Source organism: Enterobacter cloacae complex sp. 370H10 (genome assembly GCF_050031535.1).
Lineage (GTDB): Bacteria > Pseudomonadota > Gammaproteobacteria > Enterobacterales > Enterobacteriaceae > Enterobacter > Enterobacter intestinihominis.
In genome coordinates this window covers 3,373,006-3,393,936 of sequence record NZ_JBLGWG010000001.1, presented here as the reverse complement: position 1 = coordinate 3,393,936, position 20,931 = coordinate 3,373,006, and the positions used below count along the sequence as shown (strand labels likewise).

At 56.1% G+C, this 20,931-nt stretch carries 20 protein-coding genes; 13 read left to right on the top strand and 7 right to left on the bottom strand.

The genetic code is table 11. From position 1 onward, the window contains the following. The first annotated feature begins 108 nt into the window (after positions 1-108). Positions 109-2,388: an NADP-dependent oxaloacetate-decarboxylating malate dehydrogenase gene (gene maeB, locus ACQG2Q_RS16725; protein WP_058647009.1), complete on the top strand. Its 2,280-nt coding sequence runs from the start codon at positions 109-111 to the stop codon at positions 2,386-2,388. Between the two features lie 114 nt (positions 2,389-2,502). Here the strand turns inward: maeB and hemF are convergent, their stop codons facing one another. Both hemF and amiA read right to left on the bottom strand, forming a co-directional pair. After that, positions 2,503-3,402 (bottom strand): oxygen-dependent coproporphyrinogen oxidase, encoded by a 900-nt coding sequence (gene hemF, locus ACQG2Q_RS16720; protein WP_022648957.1) that lies wholly within the window; start codon positions 3,400-3,402, stop codon positions 2,503-2,505. Then, on the bottom strand, positions 3,402-4,277 hold the full coding sequence (gene amiA, locus ACQG2Q_RS16715) for an N-acetylmuramoyl-L-alanine amidase AmiA (RefSeq protein ID WP_023306670.1): 876 nt from the start codon (positions 4,275-4,277) through the stop codon (positions 3,402-3,404). The genes hemF and amiA overlap by 1 nt, the downstream gene beginning before the upstream one ends. A 212-nt stretch (positions 4,278-4,489) precedes the next feature. Here amiA and ACQG2Q_RS16710 point away from each other — a divergent pair, with 212 nt between their 5' ends. From ACQG2Q_RS16710 to pdxK, 10 genes are all read left to right on the top strand, one after another. After that, positions 4,490-4,915 carry a GNAT family acetyltransferase gene (locus ACQG2Q_RS16710; RefSeq protein WP_003861292.1) on the top strand — a complete coding sequence of 142 codons (426 nt, stop codon included), beginning with the start codon at positions 4,490-4,492 and terminating at the stop codon, positions 4,913-4,915. Beyond that, positions 4,902-5,351, top strand: coding sequence for a DUF2919 domain-containing protein (locus ACQG2Q_RS16705; RefSeq protein ID WP_023306669.1), 450 nt, complete (start codon positions 4,902-4,904; stop codon positions 5,349-5,351). Before ACQG2Q_RS16710 ends, ACQG2Q_RS16705 begins: the two co-directional genes overlap by 14 nt. 63 nt (positions 5,352-5,414) lie before the next feature. Next, positions 5,415-5,990 carry an RpoE-regulated lipoprotein gene (locus ACQG2Q_RS16700; protein WP_022648954.1) on the top strand — a complete coding sequence of 192 codons (576 nt, stop codon included), beginning with the start codon at positions 5,415-5,417 and terminating at the stop codon, positions 5,988-5,990. Positions 5,991-6,082: 92 nt separating this feature from the next. After that, a complete protein-coding gene (locus tag ACQG2Q_RS16695) occupies positions 6,083-6,982 on the top strand; it encodes a Dyp-type peroxidase (RefSeq protein WP_032676148.1) in 900 nt (299 codons plus the stop codon). A gap of 176 nt (positions 6,983-7,158) precedes the next feature. Next, the gene (locus tag ACQG2Q_RS16690; protein WP_426759242.1) at positions 7,159-8,172 is read left to right on the top strand and encodes a sulfate ABC transporter substrate-binding protein; all 1,014 of its coding nucleotides are present in this window, start codon (positions 7,159-7,161) and stop codon (positions 8,170-8,172) included. Then, positions 8,172-9,005, top strand: a complete 834-nt coding sequence (gene cysT, locus ACQG2Q_RS16685) for a sulfate/thiosulfate ABC transporter permease CysT (RefSeq protein WP_022648951.1) — start codon at positions 8,172-8,174, stop codon at positions 9,003-9,005. Before ACQG2Q_RS16690 ends, cysT begins: the two co-directional genes overlap by 1 nt. Next, positions 9,005-9,880, top strand: coding sequence for a sulfate/thiosulfate ABC transporter permease CysW (gene cysW, locus ACQG2Q_RS16680; protein WP_003861305.1), 876 nt, complete (start codon positions 9,005-9,007; stop codon positions 9,878-9,880). The genes cysT and cysW overlap by 1 nt, the downstream gene beginning before the upstream one ends. Then, positions 9,870-10,964: a sulfate/thiosulfate ABC transporter ATP-binding protein CysA gene (cysA, locus tag ACQG2Q_RS16675; protein WP_022648949.1), complete on the top strand. Its 1,095-nt coding sequence runs from the start codon at positions 9,870-9,872 to the stop codon at positions 10,962-10,964. Before cysW ends, cysA begins: the two co-directional genes overlap by 11 nt. Positions 10,965-11,031: 67 nt before the next feature. Then, positions 11,032-11,943 carry a cysteine synthase CysM gene (cysM, locus tag ACQG2Q_RS16670; RefSeq protein ID WP_022648948.1) on the top strand — a complete coding sequence of 304 codons (912 nt, stop codon included), beginning with the start codon at positions 11,032-11,034 and terminating at the stop codon, positions 11,941-11,943. 5 nt (positions 11,944-11,948) lie between these two features. Continuing rightward, positions 11,949-12,785: a pyridoxine/pyridoxal/pyridoxamine kinase gene (pdxK, locus tag ACQG2Q_RS16665; protein ID WP_022648947.1), complete on the top strand. Its 837-nt coding sequence runs from the start codon at positions 11,949-11,951 to the stop codon at positions 12,783-12,785. 44 nt (positions 12,786-12,829) lie between these two features. Here pdxK and crr read toward each other — a convergent pair whose 3' ends face one another. The 5 genes from crr to cysZ form a co-directional block, all read right to left on the bottom strand. Then, positions 12,830-13,333 (bottom strand): PTS glucose transporter subunit IIA, encoded by a 504-nt coding sequence (gene crr / locus ACQG2Q_RS16660; protein ID WP_022648946.1) that lies wholly within the window; start codon positions 13,331-13,333, stop codon positions 12,830-12,832. 43 nt (positions 13,334-13,376) lie between these two features. Next, positions 13,377-15,104: a phosphoenolpyruvate-protein phosphotransferase PtsI gene (gene ptsI / locus ACQG2Q_RS16655; RefSeq protein WP_022648945.1), complete on the bottom strand. Its 1,728-nt coding sequence runs from the start codon at positions 15,102-15,104 to the stop codon at positions 13,377-13,379. Positions 15,105-15,149: 45 nt separating this feature from the next. Further along, positions 15,150-15,407: a phosphocarrier protein Hpr gene (gene ptsH / locus ACQG2Q_RS16650; protein WP_000487600.1), complete on the bottom strand. Its 258-nt coding sequence runs from the start codon at positions 15,405-15,407 to the stop codon at positions 15,150-15,152. A gap of 317 nt (positions 15,408-15,724) precedes the next feature. Beyond that, positions 15,725-16,696 carry a cysteine synthase A gene (cysK, locus tag ACQG2Q_RS16645; protein WP_006811453.1) on the bottom strand — a complete coding sequence of 324 codons (972 nt, stop codon included), beginning with the start codon at positions 16,694-16,696 and terminating at the stop codon, positions 15,725-15,727. 163 nt (positions 16,697-16,859) lie between these two features. Further along, on the bottom strand, positions 16,860-17,621 hold the full coding sequence (gene cysZ / locus ACQG2Q_RS16640) for a sulfate transporter CysZ (RefSeq protein ID WP_022648944.1): 762 nt from the start codon (positions 17,619-17,621) through the stop codon (positions 16,860-16,862). Positions 17,622-17,850: 229 nt separating this feature from the next. Here cysZ and zipA point away from each other — a divergent pair, with 229 nt between their 5' ends. Then, the gene (gene zipA / locus ACQG2Q_RS16635) at positions 17,851-18,846 is read left to right on the top strand and encodes a cell division protein ZipA (RefSeq protein WP_022648943.1); all 996 of its coding nucleotides are present in this window, start codon (positions 17,851-17,853) and stop codon (positions 18,844-18,846) included. 68 nt (positions 18,847-18,914) lie between these two features. After that, the gene (gene ligA, locus ACQG2Q_RS16630) at positions 18,915-20,930 is read left to right on the top strand and encodes an NAD-dependent DNA ligase LigA (RefSeq protein ID WP_063849941.1); all 2,016 of its coding nucleotides are present in this window, start codon (positions 18,915-18,917) and stop codon (positions 20,928-20,930) included. Position 20,931 lies beyond the last annotated feature (1 nt).

Genomic DNA, 20,931 nt, shown 5'->3' with positions numbered 1-20,931 from the left:
CCTTCAAAGTTTAGGAGCCTGCCTGCGGCGATACTATGCGGCACACCAGGGTGTGCATAGGAACGTCGACATCACCCTTTTTGACCGAAACGTGAAAGGAATAACAAGATGGATGATCAGTTAAAACAAAGCGCTCTCGATTTTCACGAGTTTCCTGTTCCGGGTAAAATCCAGGTATCCCCGACCAAACCGCTGGCGACCCAGCGCGATCTGGCGCTGGCCTACTCGCCGGGCGTGGCTGCTCCGTGCCTGGAAATCGAAAAAGATCCGCTGGCAGCGTACAAATACACCGCGCGCGGCAACCTGGTGGCCGTTATCTCTAACGGTACGGCGGTGCTGGGGTTAGGGAACATCGGTGCGCTGGCTGGTAAGCCGGTGATGGAAGGGAAAGGCGTTCTGTTTAAGAAATTTGCCGGTATCGACGTCTTCGATATCGAAGTGGACGAACTGGATCCGGATAAATTCATCAACGTGGTGGCGGCGCTGGAGCCGACCTTCGGCGGCATCAACCTGGAAGACATCAAAGCGCCGGAATGTTTCTATATCGAGCAGAAGCTGCGCGAGCGTATGAACATTCCCGTGTTCCATGACGACCAGCACGGCACGGCGATTATCAGTACCGCCGCCATTCTGAACGGCCTGCGCGTGGTGGAGAAAAATCTCTCCGACGTGCGCATGGTGGTCTCCGGCGCAGGCGCCGCGGCCATCGCCTGTATGAACCTGCTGGTGGCGCTGGGCATGCAGAAGCACAATATTGTGGTCTGCGACTCCAAGGGCGTGATCTACAAAGACCGCGAGCCAAACATGGCGGAAACCAAGGCGGCCTATGCGGTGGAAGACGACGGCAAGCGCACGCTTGAAGACGTGATTGACGGTGCTGACATTTTCCTCGGCTGTTCAGGCCCGAAAGTGCTGACCCAGGAGATGGTGCAGAAGATGGCGCGCGCGCCAATGATCCTGGCCCTGGCGAACCCGGAGCCGGAAATTCTGCCGCCGCTGGCGAAGGCGGTGCGTGAAGACGCTATCATCTGCACCGGACGTTCGGACTACCCGAACCAGGTGAACAACGTGCTCTGCTTCCCGTTCATCTTCCGTGGGGCGCTGGACGTCGGCGCCACGGCGATCAACGAAGAGATGAAGCTGGCTGCCGTTCATGCTATCGCAGAGCTGGCGCACGCCGAGCAGAGCGAAGTGGTGGCCTCCGCCTACGGCGATCAGGATCTGAGCTTCGGCCCCGACTACATCATCCCTAAACCATTTGACCCGCGTCTGATCGTGAAGATCGCGCCAGCGGTGGCCAAAGCGGCGATGGACTCCGGCGTGGCGACACGTCCGATTCAGGATTTCGACGCGTACGTCGATAAGCTCACCGAGTTCGTTTACAAAACCAACCTGTTTATGAAGCCGATCTTCTCCCAGGCGCGCGCCGACGCGAAGCGCGTGGTGCTGGCGGAAGGGGAAGAGGCGCGCGTGCTGCATGCCACGCAGGAGCTGATCACCTTAGGGCTGGCGAAACCGATCCTGATTGGTCGTCCGAGCGTGATCGAGATGCGTATTCAGAAGCTCGGCCTGCAAATAAAGCCGGGCGTGGACTTTGAGATCGTTAACAACGAATCCGATCCGCGCTTCAAAGAGTACTGGAACGAATACTATTCGATCATGAAGCGTCGCGGGATCACCCAGGAGCAGGCGCAGCGGGCGGTGATCAGCAACACCACGGTGATCGGCGCGATCATGGTTCATCGCGGTGAGGCGGATGCGCTGATCTGCGGCACCATCGGCGAGTACCATGAGCATTTCAGCGTGGTACAGGAGATCTTCGGCTATCGCGAGGGCGTCCATACTGCCGGCGCAATGAACGCGCTGCTGCTGCCAAGCGGTAACACCTTTATCGCCGATACCTACGTCAACGACGATCCCTCCCCGGACGAACTGGCGGAAATCACCGTGATGGCGGCGGAAACCGTGCGCCGCTTTGGTATCGAGCCGAAAGTGGCGCTGCTGTCGCACTCAAACTTCGGGTCATCCAAATCCGCGGCGGCGTGCAAAATGCGCCAGACGCTGGACCTGGTGCGCGAGCGTGCGCCGGAGCTGATGATCGACGGCGAGATGCACGGCGACGCCGCGCTGGTGGAGAGTATTCGTAATGAACGTATGCCGGACAGCCCGCTGAAAGGCTCGGCGAACGTGCTGATTATGCCGAACGTGGAAGCGGCGCGTATCAGCTACAACCTGCTGCGCGTGTCGAGTTCTGAAGGTGTGACCGTCGGGCCGGTACTGATGGGGGTGTCAAAACCGGTGCATGTGTTAACGCCGATTGCCTCCGTGCGTCGTATCGTCAACATGGTGGCGCTGGCGGTGGTTGAGGCGCAGACGCAGCCGCTGTAATTTATTGCCCTCGCCCCTCACCCTAACCCTCTCCCCATAGGGGAGAGGGGACTGCTCTGAGCCGTCTTTTCACCCTCGCCCCTTTGGGGAGAGGGCCGGGGTGAGGGGTAAGGGTTAAACCCAGTCCCGAACCTTAATAAACTCACTCAAGGCAGCCTCCGGGCTGCCTTCTTTTGGCGCGTAGCTGTATTCCCAGCGCACCAGCGGCGGCATCGACATCAGAATGGACTCCGTGCGCCCGCCGGTTTGCAGGCCAAACAGCGTCCCGCGATCCCACACCAGATTAAACTCCACATAGCGCCCGCGACGGTAGAGCTGGAACTCACGCTCGCGCACGCCGTAGTCGGTGTCTTTGCGGCGTTCGACAATCGGAAGATAGGCGTCGGTAAAGCCTTCACCCACCGCGCGCATAAAGCTGAACGCGGTATCAAAATCCGGCGTGTTGAGATCGTCAAAGAACAGCCCGCCGATGCCGCGCTGCTCGTCGCGATGCTTCAGATAGAAATAATCATCGCACCACTTTTTGTATTTCGGGTAAACGTCTTCGCCAAACGGCAGGCAGAGGTCGCGCGCGGTGGTGTGCCAGTGCACGGCGTCCTCTTTAAAGCCATAGTAAGGCGTTAAGTCGAAACCGCCGCCAAACCACCAGACCGGATCGGCTCCCGGTTTTTCCGCGATGAAAAAGCGCACGTTGGCGTGGCTGGTTGGCACAAACGGGTTATGCGGATGCACCACCAGCGATACGCCCATCGCCTCGAAGCTGCGGCCCGCCAGTTCAGGCCGATGCGCCGTGGCGGACGCTGGCATTGCATCACCGTGGACGTGGGAGAAGTTGACCCCGGCCTGTTCAAAAATACCGCCGTTACGCAGCACGCGGCTGCGCCCGCCGCCGCCCGCTTCGCGCTGCCAGGTGTCTTCCTGGAATTCACCGCCGTCTGCGGCGGTCAGTTTCTGGCAAATCGCGTCCTGGAGCTGCATCAGGAAAGTTTTGACCAGCTGTGCATTCGGTTTCATCAACGTTTCCTGGAGTGCGCTTTTTGATTATCGAACCAGTTGAAATAACTGATGACCCCGGAGGCGATGGCGTTCGCGATCTTCTGACGAAACGCCTTAGTGCCGAGTAAACGCTCTTCTTCCGGGTTGGTAATGAACGAGGTTTCCACCAGCACGGACGGAATAGACGGTGACTTCAGCACCACAAACGCGGCCTGCTCGGTGCTTTTACTGTGCAGACGGTGCACGGGCTTAATCCGTTTGAGGATATGCGAGCCGAGCGTCAGGCTGTTTTTGATGGTATCGGTCTGCACGAGATCGAACAGAACCTGCTGCAACAGATGGTCTTTGTCGGTGGCTTTTTTCCCGGCCACTTCATCCGCCCGGTTTTCGCGATCGGAGAGGTATTTCGCCATGGCGCTACTGGCGCCACGGTTGGAGAGCGCAAATACCGAGGCGCCTGCGGCGGAAGGGTTTGTGAAGCCATCCGCGTGAATGGACATAAACAGGTCTGCGCCGTGCTTGTGGGCAATCTCCACGCGATCGTACAGCGGGATAAACGTGTCGCCCGTGCGCGTCAGGCGGGCGTCAATACCGTTGCTGCGTAAAATTGCGCGCACATTTTTTGCAATTGCCAGCACGACGTGTTTTTCTTTCGACCCGTTTCGGCCAATGGCGCCGGTGTCGATCCCGCCGTGGCCCGGATCGAGCATGACCAGACGCTTTGCGCCAGCTTTTTTGGTTTTCGGCTTGCTGTGTCCGTTACTGGTTTTAAGCGTGCTCTCTTCTTTTGCCTGAGCCTGCTTTGCGATACCCGATAACGTTAAGGCCGCCAGCCCCGCTTTGAGAACCTGACGACGCGATGTGAGTGCTTTTAATGGTTTGAATGTGCTCATGCGGCCTGAATTGTAAAAATTGGGGTCCTGGTGTTATATCGTATCGTGTTTCCCGTTACGACAGTCCTTATTGAGAATTGTTTTACTTTTCATTTCAATACGTGACAAAGTGACATTATGCCAAATTTTGGCGAGTTTTTCCCCGGTTATTGGCTAAACGCCCTGTTCACGCCATAATCACTGTTTTTAAACCCGAAAAGGCGGTTAATACCATGGAGATACGCGTTTTTCGCCAGGAAGATTTCGAAGAGGTGATCACCCTTTGGGAGCGCTGCGATCTGCTGCGTCCGTGGAACGATCCGGAAATGGACATCGAACGGAAGGTGAATCACGACGTCAGTCTGTTTCTGGTCGCTGAGGTCAACGGCGAAGTGGTCGGGACGGTGATGGGTGGGTACGACGGCCACCGCGGCTCGGCCTACTATCTGGGCGTGCACCCGGAATACCGCGCGCGCGGCATCGCCAACGCGCTGCTTAACCGTCTGGAAAAGAAACTGATCGCCCGTGGCTGCCCGAAAATCCAGATTATGGTCCGGGAAGATAACGACGTGGTGCTGGGCATGTATGAACGTCTGGGCTACGAGCACGCGGATGTACTGACGCTGGGTAAGCGCCTGATCGAAGATGAAGAGTACTGAGTTCCACCCTGGCGACTACGACGTTCACGGTCGTCTGCGTCTGCCTTTTTTGTTCTGGTGCGTTCTGCTGTTGCAGGCCCGAACCTGGGTGCTGTTCGTGATGGCTGGCGCGTCGCGCGGGCAGGGCGATACGTTACTGAATCTCTTTTATCCCGATCACGATGCGTTCTGGCTGGGGTTACTGCCGGGCGTACCGGCGGTCCTGGCGTTTCTGTGCAGCGGACGGCGGCAAGCCATTCCGCGCTTCTGGCGCGCGCTTCGCTGGCTGCTGATCCTGGCGCAGTTTGTGCTTCTGGTCTGGCAACCCTTGCTCTGGCTGTACGGCGAGCCGCTTTCGGGTATCGGGATTGCACTGGTGGTGGCGGATATTGTCGCGCTGCTGTGGCTGGTCACGAATCCCCGTTTACGCGCCTGTTTTACGCAAGAGCCAGATTAAAACGGCACTTTTTGCCGATACTGCACTCCAACAAGCGTTGATTTACTACGTAAGGACGTCTCAATGAAATCGCTGCGTTTACTTTTATGCGCTCTCCCGCTGGCGTTAACCGGCTGTTCCACGCTCTCATCCATCAACTGGTCTGCGGCCTATCCGTGGAACTGGTTTGGCTCCTCAATGGAAGTGACCGAGCAGGGCGTGGGCAAAATCACCGCCTCGACGGCGCTGGATCAGGATGCCATTCAGGATGCCATCGGCAGTGATTATCGCCTGCGCAGCGGCATGAAAACCGAGAACGGCAACATCGTGCGCTATTTCGAAGCGTTGAAAGATGACAAAGTGGCAATGGTCATCAACGGCGATAAAGGTACGGTCAACCGCATTGCGGTGATGGATGAAGAGATCCCGACCTCAGGTGGCGTGAAGGTGGGAACGCCGTTTGGCGAACTCTATCAGAAAGCGTTTGGCCACTGCGCCAGTGTGCCATCGGAGGAGAGCGTGGCGGTCGAGTGTAAGGCCGACGGCAGCCAGCATATTAGCTATGTGTTCAGCGGCACCTGGAACGGTCCGGAAGGGTTAATGCCGTCTGACGACACCCTGAAAAAGTGGAAAGTGAGCAAAATTATCTGGCAGCAGTAATTTGCGCCTGAGCAAGCCGCCTCGCTGAAATCCGGGTATAATAGCCGCCATCAATGCCACGCTGTCGTGGCATCTTTATTTCAGGAGGAGCGATGTCTCAGGTACAGAGTGGCATTTTGCCAGAACATTGCCGGGCGGCGATTTGGATTGAAGCCAACGTCAAAGGGGACGTGGATGCCCTGCGCGCGGCCAGCAAAGTTTTCGTTGATAAACTGGCCACCTTCCAGGCCAAATTCCCCGAAGCCCATCTGGGCGCGGTGGTCGCCTTTGGCAGCACCGTCTGGCGTCATCTGAGCGGCGGCGAAGGCGCAGAAGAGCTGAAAGACTTTATTCCTTATGGCAAAGGTCTTGCGCCCGCCACCCAGTATGACGTTCTGATCCATATCCTCTCCCTGCGTCACGACGTGAACTTTTCTGTCGCTCAGGCTGCGATTGAGGCCTTTGGTGACAGTATCGACGTGCAGGAAGAGATCCACGGTTTCCGCTGGGTGGAAGAGCGCGATTTGAGCGGCTTCGTCGACGGCACCGAAAACCCGGCCGGGGAAGAGACGCGTCGCGAGGTGGCTGTAATCCAGGATGGCGTGGACGCGGGCGGCAGCTATGTGTTCGTCCAGCGCTGGGAGCATAACCTCAGGCAGCTTAACCGCATGAGCGTGCATGACCAGGAGATGATGATTGGCCGTACCAAAGATGCCAATGAAGAGATTGACGGCGATGCGCGTCCGGTCACTTCCCACCTGTCCCGCGTTGACCTTAAAGAAGACGGTAAGGGGCTGAAGATTGTTCGCCAGAGCCTGCCGTACGGCACCGCGAGCGGTACGCACGGCCTGTACTTCTGCGCTTACTGCGCACGCCTCTACAACATCGAACAGCAGCTGCTGAGCATGTTTGGCGATACCGACGGTAAGCGTGACGCCATGCTGCGCTTCACCCGCCCGGTGACCGGCGGCTACTACTTTGCGCCGTCCGTTGAGCGCCTGCTGGCGTTGTAAATCGCTCTCCATTCGTAGGCCGGGTAAGCGTGAGCGCCACCCGGCAATTTCTCCCGCACCTCTTATTCCCTTTTCTGCTTCTAAATCACCAAACGGTATATAAAACCGTTACTCCTTTAGACTCCGTTATAAATATTATGACTATAAGATAGTCATCACATTTATAAGGGTGCGCAATGGCCGTTACTGTACTGAAAAAAGGATCGCTGGCACTGGCAGGTTTACTGCTGGTGGCGCAGGCGCAGGCAACCGAGTTGCTGAACAGTTCTTATGATGTTTCGCGCGAGCTGTTTGCCGCCCTTAATCCCGCATTTGAACAGCAGTGGGCGAAAGAGAACAACGGCGACAAGCTGACCATCAAGCAGTCGCACGCTGGCTCATATAAGCAGGCGCTGGCCATTTTGCAGGGGCTGAAAGCGGACGTGGTGACCTACAACCAGGTCACGGACGTGCAGATCCTGCACGACAAAGGCAAACTGATCCCGGCGAACTGGCAAAGCCGCCTGCCGAACAACAGTTCGCCATTTTACTCCACCATGGGCTTCCTGGTGCGCAAGGGCAACCCGAAGAACATCCACGACTGGAACGACCTGGTGCGTTCAGACGTAAAGCTGATCTTCCCGAATCCGAAAACCTCCGGCAACGCACGTTACACCTATCTGGCGGCGTGGGGCGCGGCGGACAAAGCTGACGGTAACGATAAAGCGAAAACCGAACAGTTTATGACCCAGTTCCTGAAAAACGTCGAGGTGTTTGATACCGGCGGTCGTGGCGCAACCACCACCTTCGCCGAGCGCGGGCTGGGCGACGTACTGATCAGCTTTGAATCCGAAGTGAACAATATTCGTAAACAGTACGAAGCGCAGGGCTTCGAAGTGGTTATCCCGAAAACGAACATTCTGGCCGAGTTCCCGGTGGCGTGGGTGGATAAAAACGTTAAGGCTAACGGCACAGAAAAGGCGGCGAAAGCCTACCTGAACTATCTGTACAGCCCGCAGGCGCAAACCGTTATCACCGACTACTACTACCGTGTCAACAACCCGGACGTGATGAGCAAGCTGAAAGACAAATTCCCGCAGACCGAGCTGTTCCGCGTGGAAGATCATTTTGGCGCCTGGCCTGAGGTCATGAAAACGCATTTTGTCAGCGGCGGTGAGTTGGACAAACTGCTGGCAGCGGGGCGTAAGTAATGTTTGCAGTGTCCTCCAGACGTGTGCTGCCGGGCTTTACCTTAAGCCTCGGGACCAGCCTGCTGTTCGTCTGTCTGATTTTGTTATTACCGCTCAGCGCGCTGGTGATGCAGCTCGCTGAGATGAGCTGGTCCCAGTACTGGGAAGTGATTACTAACCCGCAGGTGGTGGCGGCCTACAAGGTCACCCTGCTGTCTGCGTTCGTGGCCTCGATTTTTAACGGCGTGTTTGGCCTGCTGATGGCGTGGATCTTAACTCGCTATCGCTTCCCGGGCCGCACTCTGCTCGACGCGCTGATGGATCTGCCGTTTGCCCTGCCGACGGCGGTTGCCGGTTTGACGCTGGCGTCGCTGTTTTCCGTGAACGGCTTTTACGGTGAGTGGCTGGCTAAGTTTGATATCAAAGTGACCTATACCTGGCTCGGTATCGCGGTGGCCATGGCCTTTACCAGCATCCCGTTTGTGGTACGTACCGTGCAGCCGGTGCTGGAAGAGTTAGGACCCGAATACGAAGAGGCCGCAGAAACGCTCGGCGCCACGCGCTGGCAGAGTTTTCGCAAGGTCGTGCTGCCGGAACTCTCTCCGGCGTTGCTGGCGGGTATCGCGCTCTCCTTTACCCGCAGCCTCGGTGAGTTTGGCGCGGTCATTTTTATCGCCGGGAACATCGCGTGGAAAACCGAAGTAACCTCGCTGATGATTTTTGTCCGTTTGCAGGAGTTTGATTATCCGGCCGCGAGTGCGATTGCCTCGGTGATCCTTGCCGCGTCGCTGCTATTGCTGTTCTCGATTAACACTCTGCAAAGTCGCTTTGGTCGACGTGTGGTAGGTCACTGATGGCGGAAGTTACGCAATTGAAGCGCTATGACGCGCCCCGCATCAACTGGGGCAAATGGTTTCTGATTGGTACCGGCGTGCTGGTCTCCGCATTCATTCTCGTCGTGCCGATGGTGTACATCTTCGTTCAGGCCTTCAGCAAAGGGATTATGCCCGCGCTGCAAAACCTGGCCGATCCGGACATGCTCCACGCCATCTGGCTGACGGTCATGATTGCCCTGATCACCGTCCCGGTGAATCTGGTGTTTGGCGTATTGCTGGCCTGGCTGGTAACGCGCTTTAACTTCCCGGGGCGTCAGCTGCTGCTGACCCTGCTGGATATCCCGTTTGCGGTGTCACCGGTGGTGGCGGGTCTGGTTTATCTGCTCTTCTACGGTTCCAATGGCCCGCTGGGCGGCTGGCTGGATGAACACGACCTGCAGATCATGTTCGCCTGGCCGGGGATGGTGCTGGTGACCGTCTTTGTCACCTGTCCGTTCGTGGTACGCGAGCTGGTGCCGGTGATGCTCAGCCAGGGCAGCCATGAAGATGAAGCCGCGGTGCTGCTCGGCGCTTCCGGCTGGCAGATGTTCCGCCGCGTCACGCTGCCGAATATCCGCTGGGCACTGCTTTACGGCGTGGTGCTGACTAATGCCCGTGCGATTGGTGAGTTTGGTGCGGTGTCGGTGGTATCCGGCTCGATTCGCGGCGAAACCCTGTCGCTGCCGTTACAGATTGAATTACTGGAACAGGACTACAACACCGTCGGTTCCTTTACTGCCGCAGCGTTGCTGACGCTGATGGCGATTTTGACCCTGTTTTTGAAGAGTGTGGTGCAGTGGCGTTTAGAGAATCAGGAAAAACGTCAGCATCAGGAGGGAAATCATGAGCATTGAGATTGCCAATATTAAGAAGTCTTTTGGTCGCACCCAGGTGCTGAATGATATCTCGCTGGATATCCCTTCCGGACAAATGGTGGCGCTGCTGGGGCCGTCTGGCTCCGGTAAAACCACGCTGCTGCGTATTATCGCCGGGCTTGAGCACCAGACCAGCGGACATATCCGCTTCCACGGTACGGACGTAAGCCGTTTGCATGCCCGCGACCGTAAAGTGGGTTTTGTATTCCAGCACTACGCCCTGTTCCGCCACATGACGGTATTCGACAACATCGCGTTTGGTCTGACCGTACTGCCGCGTCGTGAGCGTCCGAATGCGGCCGCCATCAAAGCGAAAGTGACCAAACTGCTGGAGATGGTGCAGCTGGCTCATCTGGCGGACCGCTTCCCGGCACAGCTTTCTGGCGGGCAGAAACAGCGCGTGGCGCTGGCGCGTGCGTTAGCCGTGGAACCGCAAATCCTGCTGCTGGACGAACCGTTTGGCGCGCTGGATGCGCAGGTGCGTAAAGAGCTCCGCCGCTGGCTGCGTCAGCTTCATGAGGAACTCCAGTTCACCAGCGTTTTCGTGACCCACGATCAGGAAGAGGCGATGGAAGTAGCCGACCGCGTGGTGGTGATGAGTCAGGGCAACATTGAGCAGGTTGACGAGCCAGAGCAACTCTGGCGTGAACCGGCGACCCGCTTTGTGCTGGAGTTTATGGGGGAAGTAAACCGCCTTCAGGGTACTATTCGCGGCGGTCAGTTCCACGTTGGCGCGCACCGCTGGCCGCTGGGGTATACCTCCGCGCACCAGGGACCGGTGGATCTGTTCCTGCGCCCGTGGGAAGTGGACGTCAGCCGCCGTACCAGCCTGGACTCACCGCTTCCGGTGCAGGTGCTGGAAGCTAGCCCTAAAGGTCACTACACCCAATTAGTGGTACAGCCCCTGGGCTGGTACACCGAGCCGCTGACCGTGGTTATGCGTGACGACGAACCGCCGCACCGGGGGGAACGCCTGTTTGTGGGGCTGCAACACGCGCGCATTTATCACGGCAACGAGCGCATCGAGACGCGCGAGGATATTGCTCTGGCGGAGTCAGCCTGATAGGTTATTGAGTATGTTTTTCGCCCGGTGGCGTGATGCTTACCGGGCTTTTTATTGAGTAAAAAACGTGAATACACTCGAACACACCATCGGCAACACCCCTCTGGTCAAACTTCAGCGCATGGGGTGTGACAACGGCAGCGAAATCTGGGTCAAACTTGAAGGCAATAACCCGGCGGGGTCGGTGAAAGACCGGGCGGCGCTGTCGATGATTGTTCAGGCCGAAAAGCGCGGCGAAATAAAGCCCGGCGACGTGCTAATCGAAGCCACCAGCGGTAACACCGGTATCGCACTGGCGATGATAGCCGCCCTGAAAGGCTATCGTATGAAGCTGCTGATGCCGGATAACATGAGCCAGGAGCGCCGTGCCGCCATGCGTGCCTACGGGGCCGAGCTGATTCTGGTGAGCAAAGAGCAGGGTATGGAAGGGGCGCGAGATTTAGCGTTAGCGATGGCGGAGCGCGGGGAAGGCAAGCTGCTCGACCAGTTTAATAACCCGGACAACCCGTACGCGCACTACACCACCACCGGCCCGGAAATCTGGCAGCAAACCGGCGGGCGCATCACCCACTTTGTCTCCAGCATGGGGACCACGGGCACGATCACCGGTGTGTCACGTTTTCTGCGCGAGCAGGAGCAGCCGGTGACGATTGTCGGCCTCCAGCCGGAAGAGGGAAGCAGTATTCCGGGCATTCGCCGCTGGCCCGCGGAGTATATGCCGGGCATCTTTAATGCGCAGCTTGTGGACCAGGTGCTGGATATTCATCAGCGCGAGGCGGAAAATACCATGCGTGAGCTGGCCGTGCGTGAAGGCATCTTCTGCGGCGTCAGTTCGGGTGGCGCGGTAGCGGGGGCGATTCGGGTGGCTAAGGCAAACCCAGGTGCAGTAGTGGTAGCGATTATTTGCGATCGCGGCGATCGCTACCTGTCGACCGGCGTCTTTGGTGAAGAGAGTTATTCGCAGGGGGCGGGGATTTAAGCGTCATGGAGATGATTTTATTCCGGGATAACACCCGGGCGCAGCAAACCGATATTGTCGCCGTTCAGTCGCAGGTGGTGTACGGCAGTGTGGGAAACAGCATCGCGGTGCCAAATATTCGCACCCATCGACTGAACGTTACCGCCGTGCCGACGGTGCTGTTCAGCAATACGCCGCACTACGACACCTTCTACGGCGGGGTGATCCCGGACGAGTGGTTCAGCGGCTACCTGAAGGCGCTGGAAGAACGCGAGATCCTGCGCGAGCTAAAAGCGGTCACTACCGGCTATATGGGCAGCGCCAGCCAGATCGTGCTGCTGGCGCAGTGGCTGAAGGCGATCAAAGTGCAACATCCCGATCTGCTGGTGCTGGTCGACCCGGTAATCGGAGACATCGACAGCGGGATGTACGTGAAGCCGGATATTCCTGAAGCCTACCGTGAGCACCTGCTCCCGCTGGCCCAGGGCATTACGCCCAACGTGTTTGAGCTGGAAGTGCTGAGCGGCAAACCGTGCCGTACGCCGGAGAGCGCCATTGCCGCCGCGCAGGGGCTGCTGTCTGACACGCTTAAATGGGTGGCGATCACCAGCGCGCCAGTGGCTGACGATCCGCAAAATATCCACGTCGTGCTGGTGAGCGAGGAGGGCGTTACCGTAAGCGCACACCCGCGCGTTGAGACGGACCTGAAAGGGACGGGGGATCTGTTCTGTTCGGAGCTGGTGAGCGGTATCGTCGGCGGTAAAACCGTGGCCGACGCCATTCGCATGGCGGGCGACAGGGTGACTGACGTGATGATCTATACGCAGTCGAAAGGCTACGACGAGCTTATTCTGCCTGCATAAACAAAAATGGCGCCCGAAGGCGCCATTTTACCGTGCGGCAAGAATTACTTCTTGATGCGGATAACCGGGGTTTCACCCACGGTAACGCTGCCAGACAGTTTGATCAGCTCTTTGATTTCGTCCATGTTGGAGATAACAACCGGAGTCAGGGTAGACTTCGCTTTTTCTTCCAGCAGTGGCAGATCGAATTCAATTACAGGGTCGCCAACTTTAACACGCTGGCCTTCTTCCGCGATACGTTTGAAGCCTTCGCCTTTCAGTTCAACGGTGTCGATACCGAAGTGAACGAACAGTTCGATACCGCTATCGGATTCGATAGAGAACGCATGGTTGGTTTCAAAAATCTTACCAATGGTACCGTCAACTGGAGCAACCATTTTGTTGCCAGTTGGTTTGATAGCAATGCCATCACCAACGATTTTCTCAGCAAACACTACATCCGGCACGTCTTCGATATTGACGATCTCGCCGGAGAGCGGAGCAACAATCTCAATAGTTCCGGAGTCGCTATTGCTTTTGTCACCGAACAGTTTACTAAATAAACCCATTAGACTTATCTCCTAAGCAGTAATTTGGGCCGCATCTCGTGGATTAGCAGATTGTTTTTTCTTCAATGAACTTGTTAACCAGCGTCATTAACTCGTCCGTTGTCGGTTGAGCAAGAGCCTGCTCTGCTAATACCTTCGCATCTTCGAAGTTCGTGTTACGGATAATCTTCTTGATGCGCGGGATGGAAATGGCGCTCATAGAGAATTCGTCCAGACCCATACCCAGCAACAGAAGTGTAGCACGTTCGTCGCCTGCAAGCTCACCACACATGCCAGTCCATTTACCTTCTGCATGAGAAGCATCAATAACTTGCTTGATCAAATTCAGTACAGACGGCGACATTGGCTGGTAGAGATGTGAAATCATATCATTACCACGGTCAACTGCCAGGGTGTACTGCGTTAAATCATTGGTACCGATACTAAAGAAATCAACTTCTTTGGCTAAATGACGTGCAATGGTCGCGGCTGCCGGTGTTTCCACCATCACGCCGATCTCGATTGACTCGTCAAATGCTTTACCTTCGTCACGCAGTTCCTGCTTGTAGATTTCAATCTCTTTCTTCAGTGCACGCACTTCTTCAACAGAGATGATCATCGGGAACATGATGCGCAGCTTACCGAAAGCGGATGCACGCAGGATAGCGCGAACCTGGTCACGCAGGATCTCTTTGCGATCCATGGCGATACGCACAGCACGCCAGCCCAGGAACGGGTTCTCTTCTTTCGGGAAGTTCATGTACGGCAGCTCTTTGTCGCCACCGATATCCATGGTGCGGACGATAACGGCCTGCGAGCCGCACGCTTCCGCAACCGCTTTGTACGCTGCAAACTGCTCTTCTTCCGTTGGCAGGGCGTCGCGGTCCATGAACAGGAATTCAGTACGATACAGACCTACACCTTCCGCACCGTTGCGCTCAGCGCCGTCAACGTCACGTACGGTACCGATGTTAGCGCACACTTCAACCTGATGGCCGTCCAGCGTGATGGCTGGCAGATCTTTCAGTTTAGCGAGTTCCGCTTTCTCGGTAGCAACCTGCTCCTGAACGGAACGCAGCTGCTCGATCACATCGTTAGTTGGGTTGACGTAAACCACGTTGTTTACGGCATCCAGAATCAGATAGTCGTCGTTTTTCACCTGCGAGGTGACGCTACCGGTACCCACGATGGCTGGTAGCTCCAGAGAACGCGCCATGATAGAGGTGTGGGAGGTACGTCCACCTGCATCAGTAATGAAACCCAGCACCTTGTTCAGGTTCAGCTGTGCGGTTTCAGACGGGGTCAGGTCAGCGGCAACCAGGATGACTTCGTCCTGAATCGCGCTCAGATCGATGATGGCCAGACCCAGGATGTTGCGCAGCAGGCGCTTACCGATGTCACGTACGTCAGCCGCACGCTCTTTCAGGTATTCATCGTCCAGCTCTTCCAGGGCAGTTGCCTGACCTTCGATAACTTCATGCGCAGCCGCGTCGGCCGTCATGCCTTTATCTTTAATCAGGGCTATGATTTCCTGCTCCAGCTCCTCATCTTCGAGCAGCATAATATGCCCTTCGAAGATGGCTTCTTTTTCTTCACCGAAAGTTTCGCCAGCTTTAGTTTTAATCGCTTCCAGTTGCGCAGATGCCTTGGCACGACCGCTCAGAAAACGTTCAACTTCCTGATCAACCTTGTCGGCAGAAATTTTTTTCCGGTCAATGACGATTTCGTCTTCTTTCAGCAGCAATGCTTTGCCGAAAGCGATACCCGGGGATGCTAAAATGCCTGAAATCATAACCCTACCTTACTTGTGACTGATATTGAAAAGAACCCGGTAAACTTACTCGAGTTCAGCCATCAGCTTAACCAGATGCTCAACTGCTTTCTGCTCGTCTTCACCTTCAGCGGAGATGGTAACAACGGTACCCTGAGTCAGACCCAGAGTTTGCAGCTTGAACAGGCTTTTTGCGCTAGCGCTTTTGCCGTTGGAAGTCACAGTGATTTCAGAAGTGAAGCCTTTCGCTTCTTTAACAAACTGAGCAGCAGGGCGGGTGTGCAGACCGTTCGGAGCGGTAATGGTAACTTCTTGCTGGAACATTGTATTTCCCCAACTTATAGGTTTAGTGTTGTGGAACTAAAGTCTAGCCTGGCGACTTAACTTTAGCCTGTATAGTTAGCGCTGACGTTTCAATCGTCATTAAACATTATGCAGTGAAAGCAAGACTTGAACCAAATCATAAAATCGATTCAGCAGCGCTATTTCGTTCACCGATTAATTTCGCGCATCAAAATAATTGCTGGTTTAAATACCAGACCCAACGGGGTGAAGCAATGCCAGGAGGGGTAAAACTTTGAAGCAGGCCACAAAAAAGCACCTGAAAAGGTGCTTTTTTACGCGTTTTTAACATACTGGCATCACTGTTGCAGTTCTTTCTCTGTGAACAGATCGGCAAACAGTGCTGTGCTTAAGTAACGCTCACCCGAAGACGGTAGGATAACCACAATATTCTTGTTGGTAAAGGTTTCGTCTTCCAGCAGTTTGAGAGCTGCAGCAACCGCCGCACCGGAAGAGATACCCGCCAGAATGCCCTCCTCGTCCATCAGGCGACGCGCCGTGGAGATGGCTTCTTCATTGGTGATGGCGACCACTTTATCGATCAGCTTCAGATCGAGGTTGCCTGGAATAAAGCCAGCGCCGATACCCTGGATTTTGTGCGGACCTGGTTTGATTTCTTCGCCTGCCAGCGCCTGAGCGATAACCGGAGAGTCGGTTGGCTCAACGGCAACGGTAATCAGATCTTTTTTACCTTTCGTGCCTTTAATATAGCGAGACACCCCGGTCAGCGTACCGCCGGTGCCTACGCCGGAGATAAAAACATCAACCTGACCGTCGGTATCTTCCCAGATTTCCGGGCCGGTGGTTTTCTCATGAATTTCCGGGTTGGCCGGGTTGCTGAACTGCTGGAGCAGCAGATACTTTGCAGGATCGCTGGCGACGATTTCTTCGGCCTTCTGAATCGCGCCCTTCATGCCTTTCGCGCCTTCCGTGAGGACCAGATTCGCTCCCAACGCTTTCAGCAGCTTACGGCGCTCAATACTCATGGTTTCAGGCATAGTCAGCGTCAGCTTATAGCCGCGCGCCGCCGCAACATAGGCCAGGGCGATACCGGTATTGCCGCTGGTGGGTTCAACCAGCTCAACGCCAGGTTTCAGCACGCCACGCTTTTCAGCATCCCAAATCATATTCGCACCGATACGGCATTTAACGCTGAAGCTTGGGTTACGAGATTCCACCTTCGCCAGAATGCGTCCATTACCGATACGGTTCAGTCGAACCAGGGGCGTATGACCGATAGTCAGCGAGTTGTCTTCATAAATCTTACTCATGGCCTGTCCTTAACTGTATGAAATTGGGATACCGACCCAGCATACCTGTTGAACAGGTATGGGGAAGTAAGGAAATCGCATATCTATATGCTGCAAGGAAATAATGGGGATCAGTATGGAATAAGGGGCGGCATAAGCCACCCCTCTTTTACACATTTTTGCATTACTTCCATAACGCGTGCTTAGCACGGTAGCAGTCCACCCACATCGCCGTCGCGCCGCAAACGGCAACGGGCATGATGAACAGATTCAGGAAAGGGATCATGGTGAACAGGCTGGTAAGGGCACCAAACTGCATATTGGCAACCTTCTGAGTGCGCAGGGCAGTGCGCATCTCTTTAAACGGCACTTTGTGGTTATCGAACGGATAATCACAGTACTGGATAGCAAGCATCCAGGCGCTGAACAGGAACCACAGCACGGGTGCGACCGTCTGGCCGATCCCGGGTACAAAATAAAGGATGAGCAGCACAATCGCCCGCGGCAGGTACCACGCAAACTTCTGCCATTCGCGCTTCATGATGCGGGGGACATCTTTCACGATCCCCAGTACGCCCGTGTCAGGCGGCGCCGCACCGGTCAGGCGCGCTTCCAGCTGTTCGGCCAGCAGACCGTTGAACGGCGCGGCTATCCAGTTAGCTATCGTCGAAAAGAAATAGCCGAAAACCAGCAGCACGGAGATAACCGCAATCGGCCAGAGCAGGTAGTCCAACCACTGTAACCAGTCCGGCACATAGCTCATCAGGGAAGGGATCCAGCTTTCCAGTCTGGTGAACAGCCACCAGAACGCGCCCCCCATCAGAATAATGTTGATCAGTAACGGCAAAACAACGAAGCGTCGAATGCCCGGCAGGGAGACCAGTTTCCAGCCCTGAGAAAAGTACCAGACCCCGCTACGTGGGGCAGAAGAAGATGTTGAAACCATACCAGGCTGTACTCCTTTTTACACAACCAGTGGAATTGCCCGCCTATATTATCCAGTTACGGGCCAATGACCAGTTCGGAAATGTTCGAAAAACCAGCAAAAAGCACGATTTAGTTCATCTTTATGCTGTGAATGCTCTGCATACACTTGCACTTGACGTAAACGGCAAATACTCTTAGTGAGTAAATGTTTGCCGTGGTGGCAAGGTGTTAGAACAACAGAGAATATAATGATGCAGGATTTGCGTCTGATATTAATCATTGTTGGCGCGATCGCCATAATCGCTTTACTGGTACATGGTTTCTGGACCAGCCGTAAAGAGCGTTCCTCTATGTTTCGCGATCGTCCACTGAAGCGCATGAAGTCCAGTCGCGAAGACGATGACGTTGAAGACGACATCGACGGTCTTGACGACGACGGTGTGGGTGAAGTTCGTGTTCATCGGGTCAATACTGCGCCCGGCGCAGCGCATGGAGAGCATGAAGCTCCCCGCGCTCCGCAGCACCAGTATCAACCACCGTATGCCTCTGCCCAGCCGCGCCAGCCAGCGCCGCCGCCAGTGGAAGAACCTGTTCGTCATCCGTCGCAGCAGCCTGTGCAACAGCAGCCCGTTGCGCCACAGCCTGTACAGCAGCAACCTGTGCAACAGCCTGCACAGCCAGTGCATCAGCCACAGCCAGTGCAACAGCCGCAGCCGGTAGAACAACCGCAGCCTGAATCTGCACCGCCTGCGCCACAGCCCGCTCCGCGCGTTGAGCCAGAGCCTGTTGTTGAGCCAGAACCGGTTGTTGAAAAGCCGCAGCGTAAAGAAGCGGTAATCATCATGAATGTGGCTGCTCATCATGGCACCCATCTGAACGGTGACGTGCTGCTCAACAGCATCCAACAGGCAGGCTTCAAGTTCGGCGACATGAATATTTTCCATCGCCACCTGAGTCCTGACGGCAGCGGTCCGGCGCTGTTCAGCCTGGCCAATATGGTCAATCCAGGCACGTTTGACCCGGAAATGACCGGTGATTTCGTCACGCCTGGGGTTACGATCTTTATGCAGGTGCCGTCCTACGGTGACGAGCTGCAAAACTTTAAGCTGATGCTACAGTCCGCTCAGCACATCGCCGACGAAGTGGGCGGTGTTGTGCTCGACGATCAGCGTCGTATGATGACGCCGCAGAAACTGCGCGAATATCAGGACCGCATCCGCGAAGTTAAGGAAGCTAACGCGTAATCGTCGCGTTTACTTCAACTCCTCCTCAACCCCCGCCTGTCGGGGGTTTTTCTCATTGATGGTGCGATATGGACTCAATCGAACAACAACTTACTGAACTGCGAACCACGCTTCGCCATCATGAATATCTCTATCATGTTATGGACGCACCGGAAGTGCCGGATGCGGAATATGACCGCCTGATGCGTGAATTGCGCGATCTGGAAGCGCAGCACCCGGAGCTGATTACGCCCGATTCCCCAACGCAGCGCGTCGGCGCGGAACCGCTGGGTGCTTTCAGCCAGGTGCGCCACGAAGTGCCGATGCTGTCGCTGGATAACGTGTTTGATGAAGAGAGTTTTCTGGCTTTCAACAAGCGCGTGCAGGATCGCCTGAAGAGCGTCGACAATCTTAGCTGGTGCTGCGAGCTAAAACTGGATGGTCTGGCCGTCAGCATTCTTTATGAGAACGGCGTGATGGTACGTGCCGCAACGCGCGGCGACGGCACCACCGGGGAAGACATCACCACCAATGTGCGCACCATTCGTGCGATCCCGCTGAAGCTGCGTGGCGATAACATTCCTGCGCGGCTGGAAGTGCGCGGGGAAGTTTTCCTTCCGCAGGCGGGCTTTGAGAAGATCAATGAAGAAGCGCGTCGTACCGGGGGTAAAGTGTTTGCAAACCCGCGTAACGCGGCGGCAGGTTCGCTGCGCCAGCTCGATCCGCGTATCACCGCGAAGCGACCGCTTACTTTCTTCTGCTACGGCGTCGGGATCCTGGAAGGCGGTGACCTGCCGGATACCCACCTGGGTCGTTTAATGCAGTTCAAAGAGTGGGGTTTGCCGGTAAGCAACCGCGTGCAGCTTTGCGACTCTCCAGAGGCGGTGCTGGCGTTCTATCACAAGATTGAAGAAGATCGTCCCACGCTTGGGTTTGATATTGATGGCGTAGTGATCAAGGTTAACTCCCTGGCATTGCAGGAACAGTTGGGTTTTGTTGCCCGGGCGCCACGCTGGGCAGTGGCCTTTAAGTTCCCGGCGCAGGAGCAGATGACCTTCGTTCGCGACGTGGAATTCCAGGTAGGACGTACGGGTGCGATTACGCCTGTGGCGCGTCTGGAGCCTGTGCAGGTGGCTGGCGTGCTGGTCAGTAACGCTACGCTGCATAACGCCGATGAAATTGCCCGTCTGGGGCTGCGAATTGGTGACAAAGTGGTGATTCGCCGCGCGGGCGATGTGATCCCGCAGGTGGTTAACGTAGTGGAATCAGAACGTCCTGCCGATACCCGTGCCATCGAGTTTCCTGCCCATTGTCCGGTATGTGGTTCGGACGTTGAGCGCGTGGAAGGTGAAGCGGTAACGCGCTGTACGGGCGGGTTAATCTGCGGCGCGCAGCGTAAAGAGTCCCTGAAGCACTTTGTCTCCCGCCGGGCGATGGACGTCGACGGAATGGGTGACAAGATCATCGACCAGTTAGTTGAGAAAGAGTATGTCCATACGCCAGCGGACCTCTTTACCCTGACGGCAGGTAAGCTGATCGGTCTTGATCGTATGGGGCCGAAATCTGCCCAGAACGTGGTCAATGCGCTCGAGGCGGCCAAAAATACTACCTTTGCCCGTTTCCTTTACGCGCTCGGCATTCGTGAAGTCGGAGAGGCGACGGCGGCAGGGCTGGCGGCGTATTTCGGCACGCTGGAGGCTCTTGAGAAAGCCACCATCGACGAACTACAGAAAGTCCCTGACGTTGGTATAGTGGTCGCTACCCACGTCTTCAACTTCTTCGCCGAAGAGAGCAACCGTGAAGTGATCGGTAAATTACTGGAACAGGGCATTCACTGGCCCGCACCGGTAGTGGTTAATGCAGAAGAGATCGACAGCCCGTTTGCAGGTAAAACGGTGGTGCTGACCGGCAGTCTGAGCCAGCTCTCGCGTGATGACGCGAAAGCGCGCCTGGTGGCGCTTGGGGCAAAAGTGGCGGGAAGCGTGTCAAAGAAAACCGACCTGGTGATCGCCGGGGAAGCGGCCGGTTCGAAGCTGGCAAAAGCGCAGGAGCTCGGCATCGAGGTGATCGATGAAGCGGAAATGATGCGCCTTTTAGGAGAGTGAT

Coding starts and splice junctions, on each gene's coding strand:
- cysZ (WP_022648944.1), bottom strand. CDS start 17,621: ATGGTTTCAACATCTTCTTCTGCCCCACGTAGCGGGGTCTGGTACTTT.
- cysA (WP_022648949.1), top strand. CDS start 9,870: ATGAGCATTGAGATTGCCAATATTAAGAAGTCTTTTGGTCGCACCCAG.
- hemF (WP_022648957.1), bottom strand. CDS start 3,402: ATGAAACCGAATGCACAGCTGGTCAAAACTTTCCTGATGCAGCTCCAG.
- amiA (WP_023306670.1), bottom strand. CDS start 4,277: ATGAGCACATTCAAACCATTAAAAGCACTCACATCGCGTCGTCAGGTT.
- ACQG2Q_RS16710 (WP_003861292.1), top strand. CDS start 4,490: ATGGAGATACGCGTTTTTCGCCAGGAAGATTTCGAAGAGGTGATCACC.
- cysT (WP_022648951.1), top strand. CDS start 8,172: ATGTTTGCAGTGTCCTCCAGACGTGTGCTGCCGGGCTTTACCTTAAGC.
- ACQG2Q_RS16690 (WP_426759242.1), top strand. CDS start 7,159: ATGGCCGTTACTGTACTGAAAAAAGGATCGCTGGCACTGGCAGGTTTA.
- crr (WP_022648946.1), bottom strand. CDS start 13,333: ATGGGTTTATTTAGTAAACTGTTCGGTGACAAAAGCAATAGCGACTCC.
- ligA (WP_063849941.1), top strand. CDS start 18,915: ATGGACTCAATCGAACAACAACTTACTGAACTGCGAACCACGCTTCGC.
- ptsI (WP_022648945.1), bottom strand. CDS start 15,104: ATGATTTCAGGCATTTTAGCATCCCCGGGTATCGCTTTCGGCAAAGCA.
- ACQG2Q_RS16705 (WP_023306669.1), top strand. CDS start 4,902: ATGAAGAGTACTGAGTTCCACCCTGGCGACTACGACGTTCACGGTCGT.
- maeB (WP_058647009.1), top strand. CDS start 109: ATGGATGATCAGTTAAAACAAAGCGCTCTCGATTTTCACGAGTTTCCT.
- ACQG2Q_RS16700 (WP_022648954.1), top strand. CDS start 5,415: ATGAAATCGCTGCGTTTACTTTTATGCGCTCTCCCGCTGGCGTTAACC.
- pdxK (WP_022648947.1), top strand. CDS start 11,949: ATGGAGATGATTTTATTCCGGGATAACACCCGGGCGCAGCAAACCGAT.
- cysW (WP_003861305.1), top strand. CDS start 9,005: ATGGCGGAAGTTACGCAATTGAAGCGCTATGACGCGCCCCGCATCAAC.
- ptsH (WP_000487600.1), bottom strand. CDS start 15,407: ATGTTCCAGCAAGAAGTTACCATTACCGCTCCGAACGGTCTGCACACC.
- ACQG2Q_RS16695 (WP_032676148.1), top strand. CDS start 6,083: ATGTCTCAGGTACAGAGTGGCATTTTGCCAGAACATTGCCGGGCGGCG.
- cysK (WP_006811453.1), bottom strand. CDS start 16,696: ATGAGTAAGATTTATGAAGACAACTCGCTGACTATCGGTCATACGCCC.
- zipA (WP_022648943.1), top strand. CDS start 17,851: ATGATGCAGGATTTGCGTCTGATATTAATCATTGTTGGCGCGATCGCC.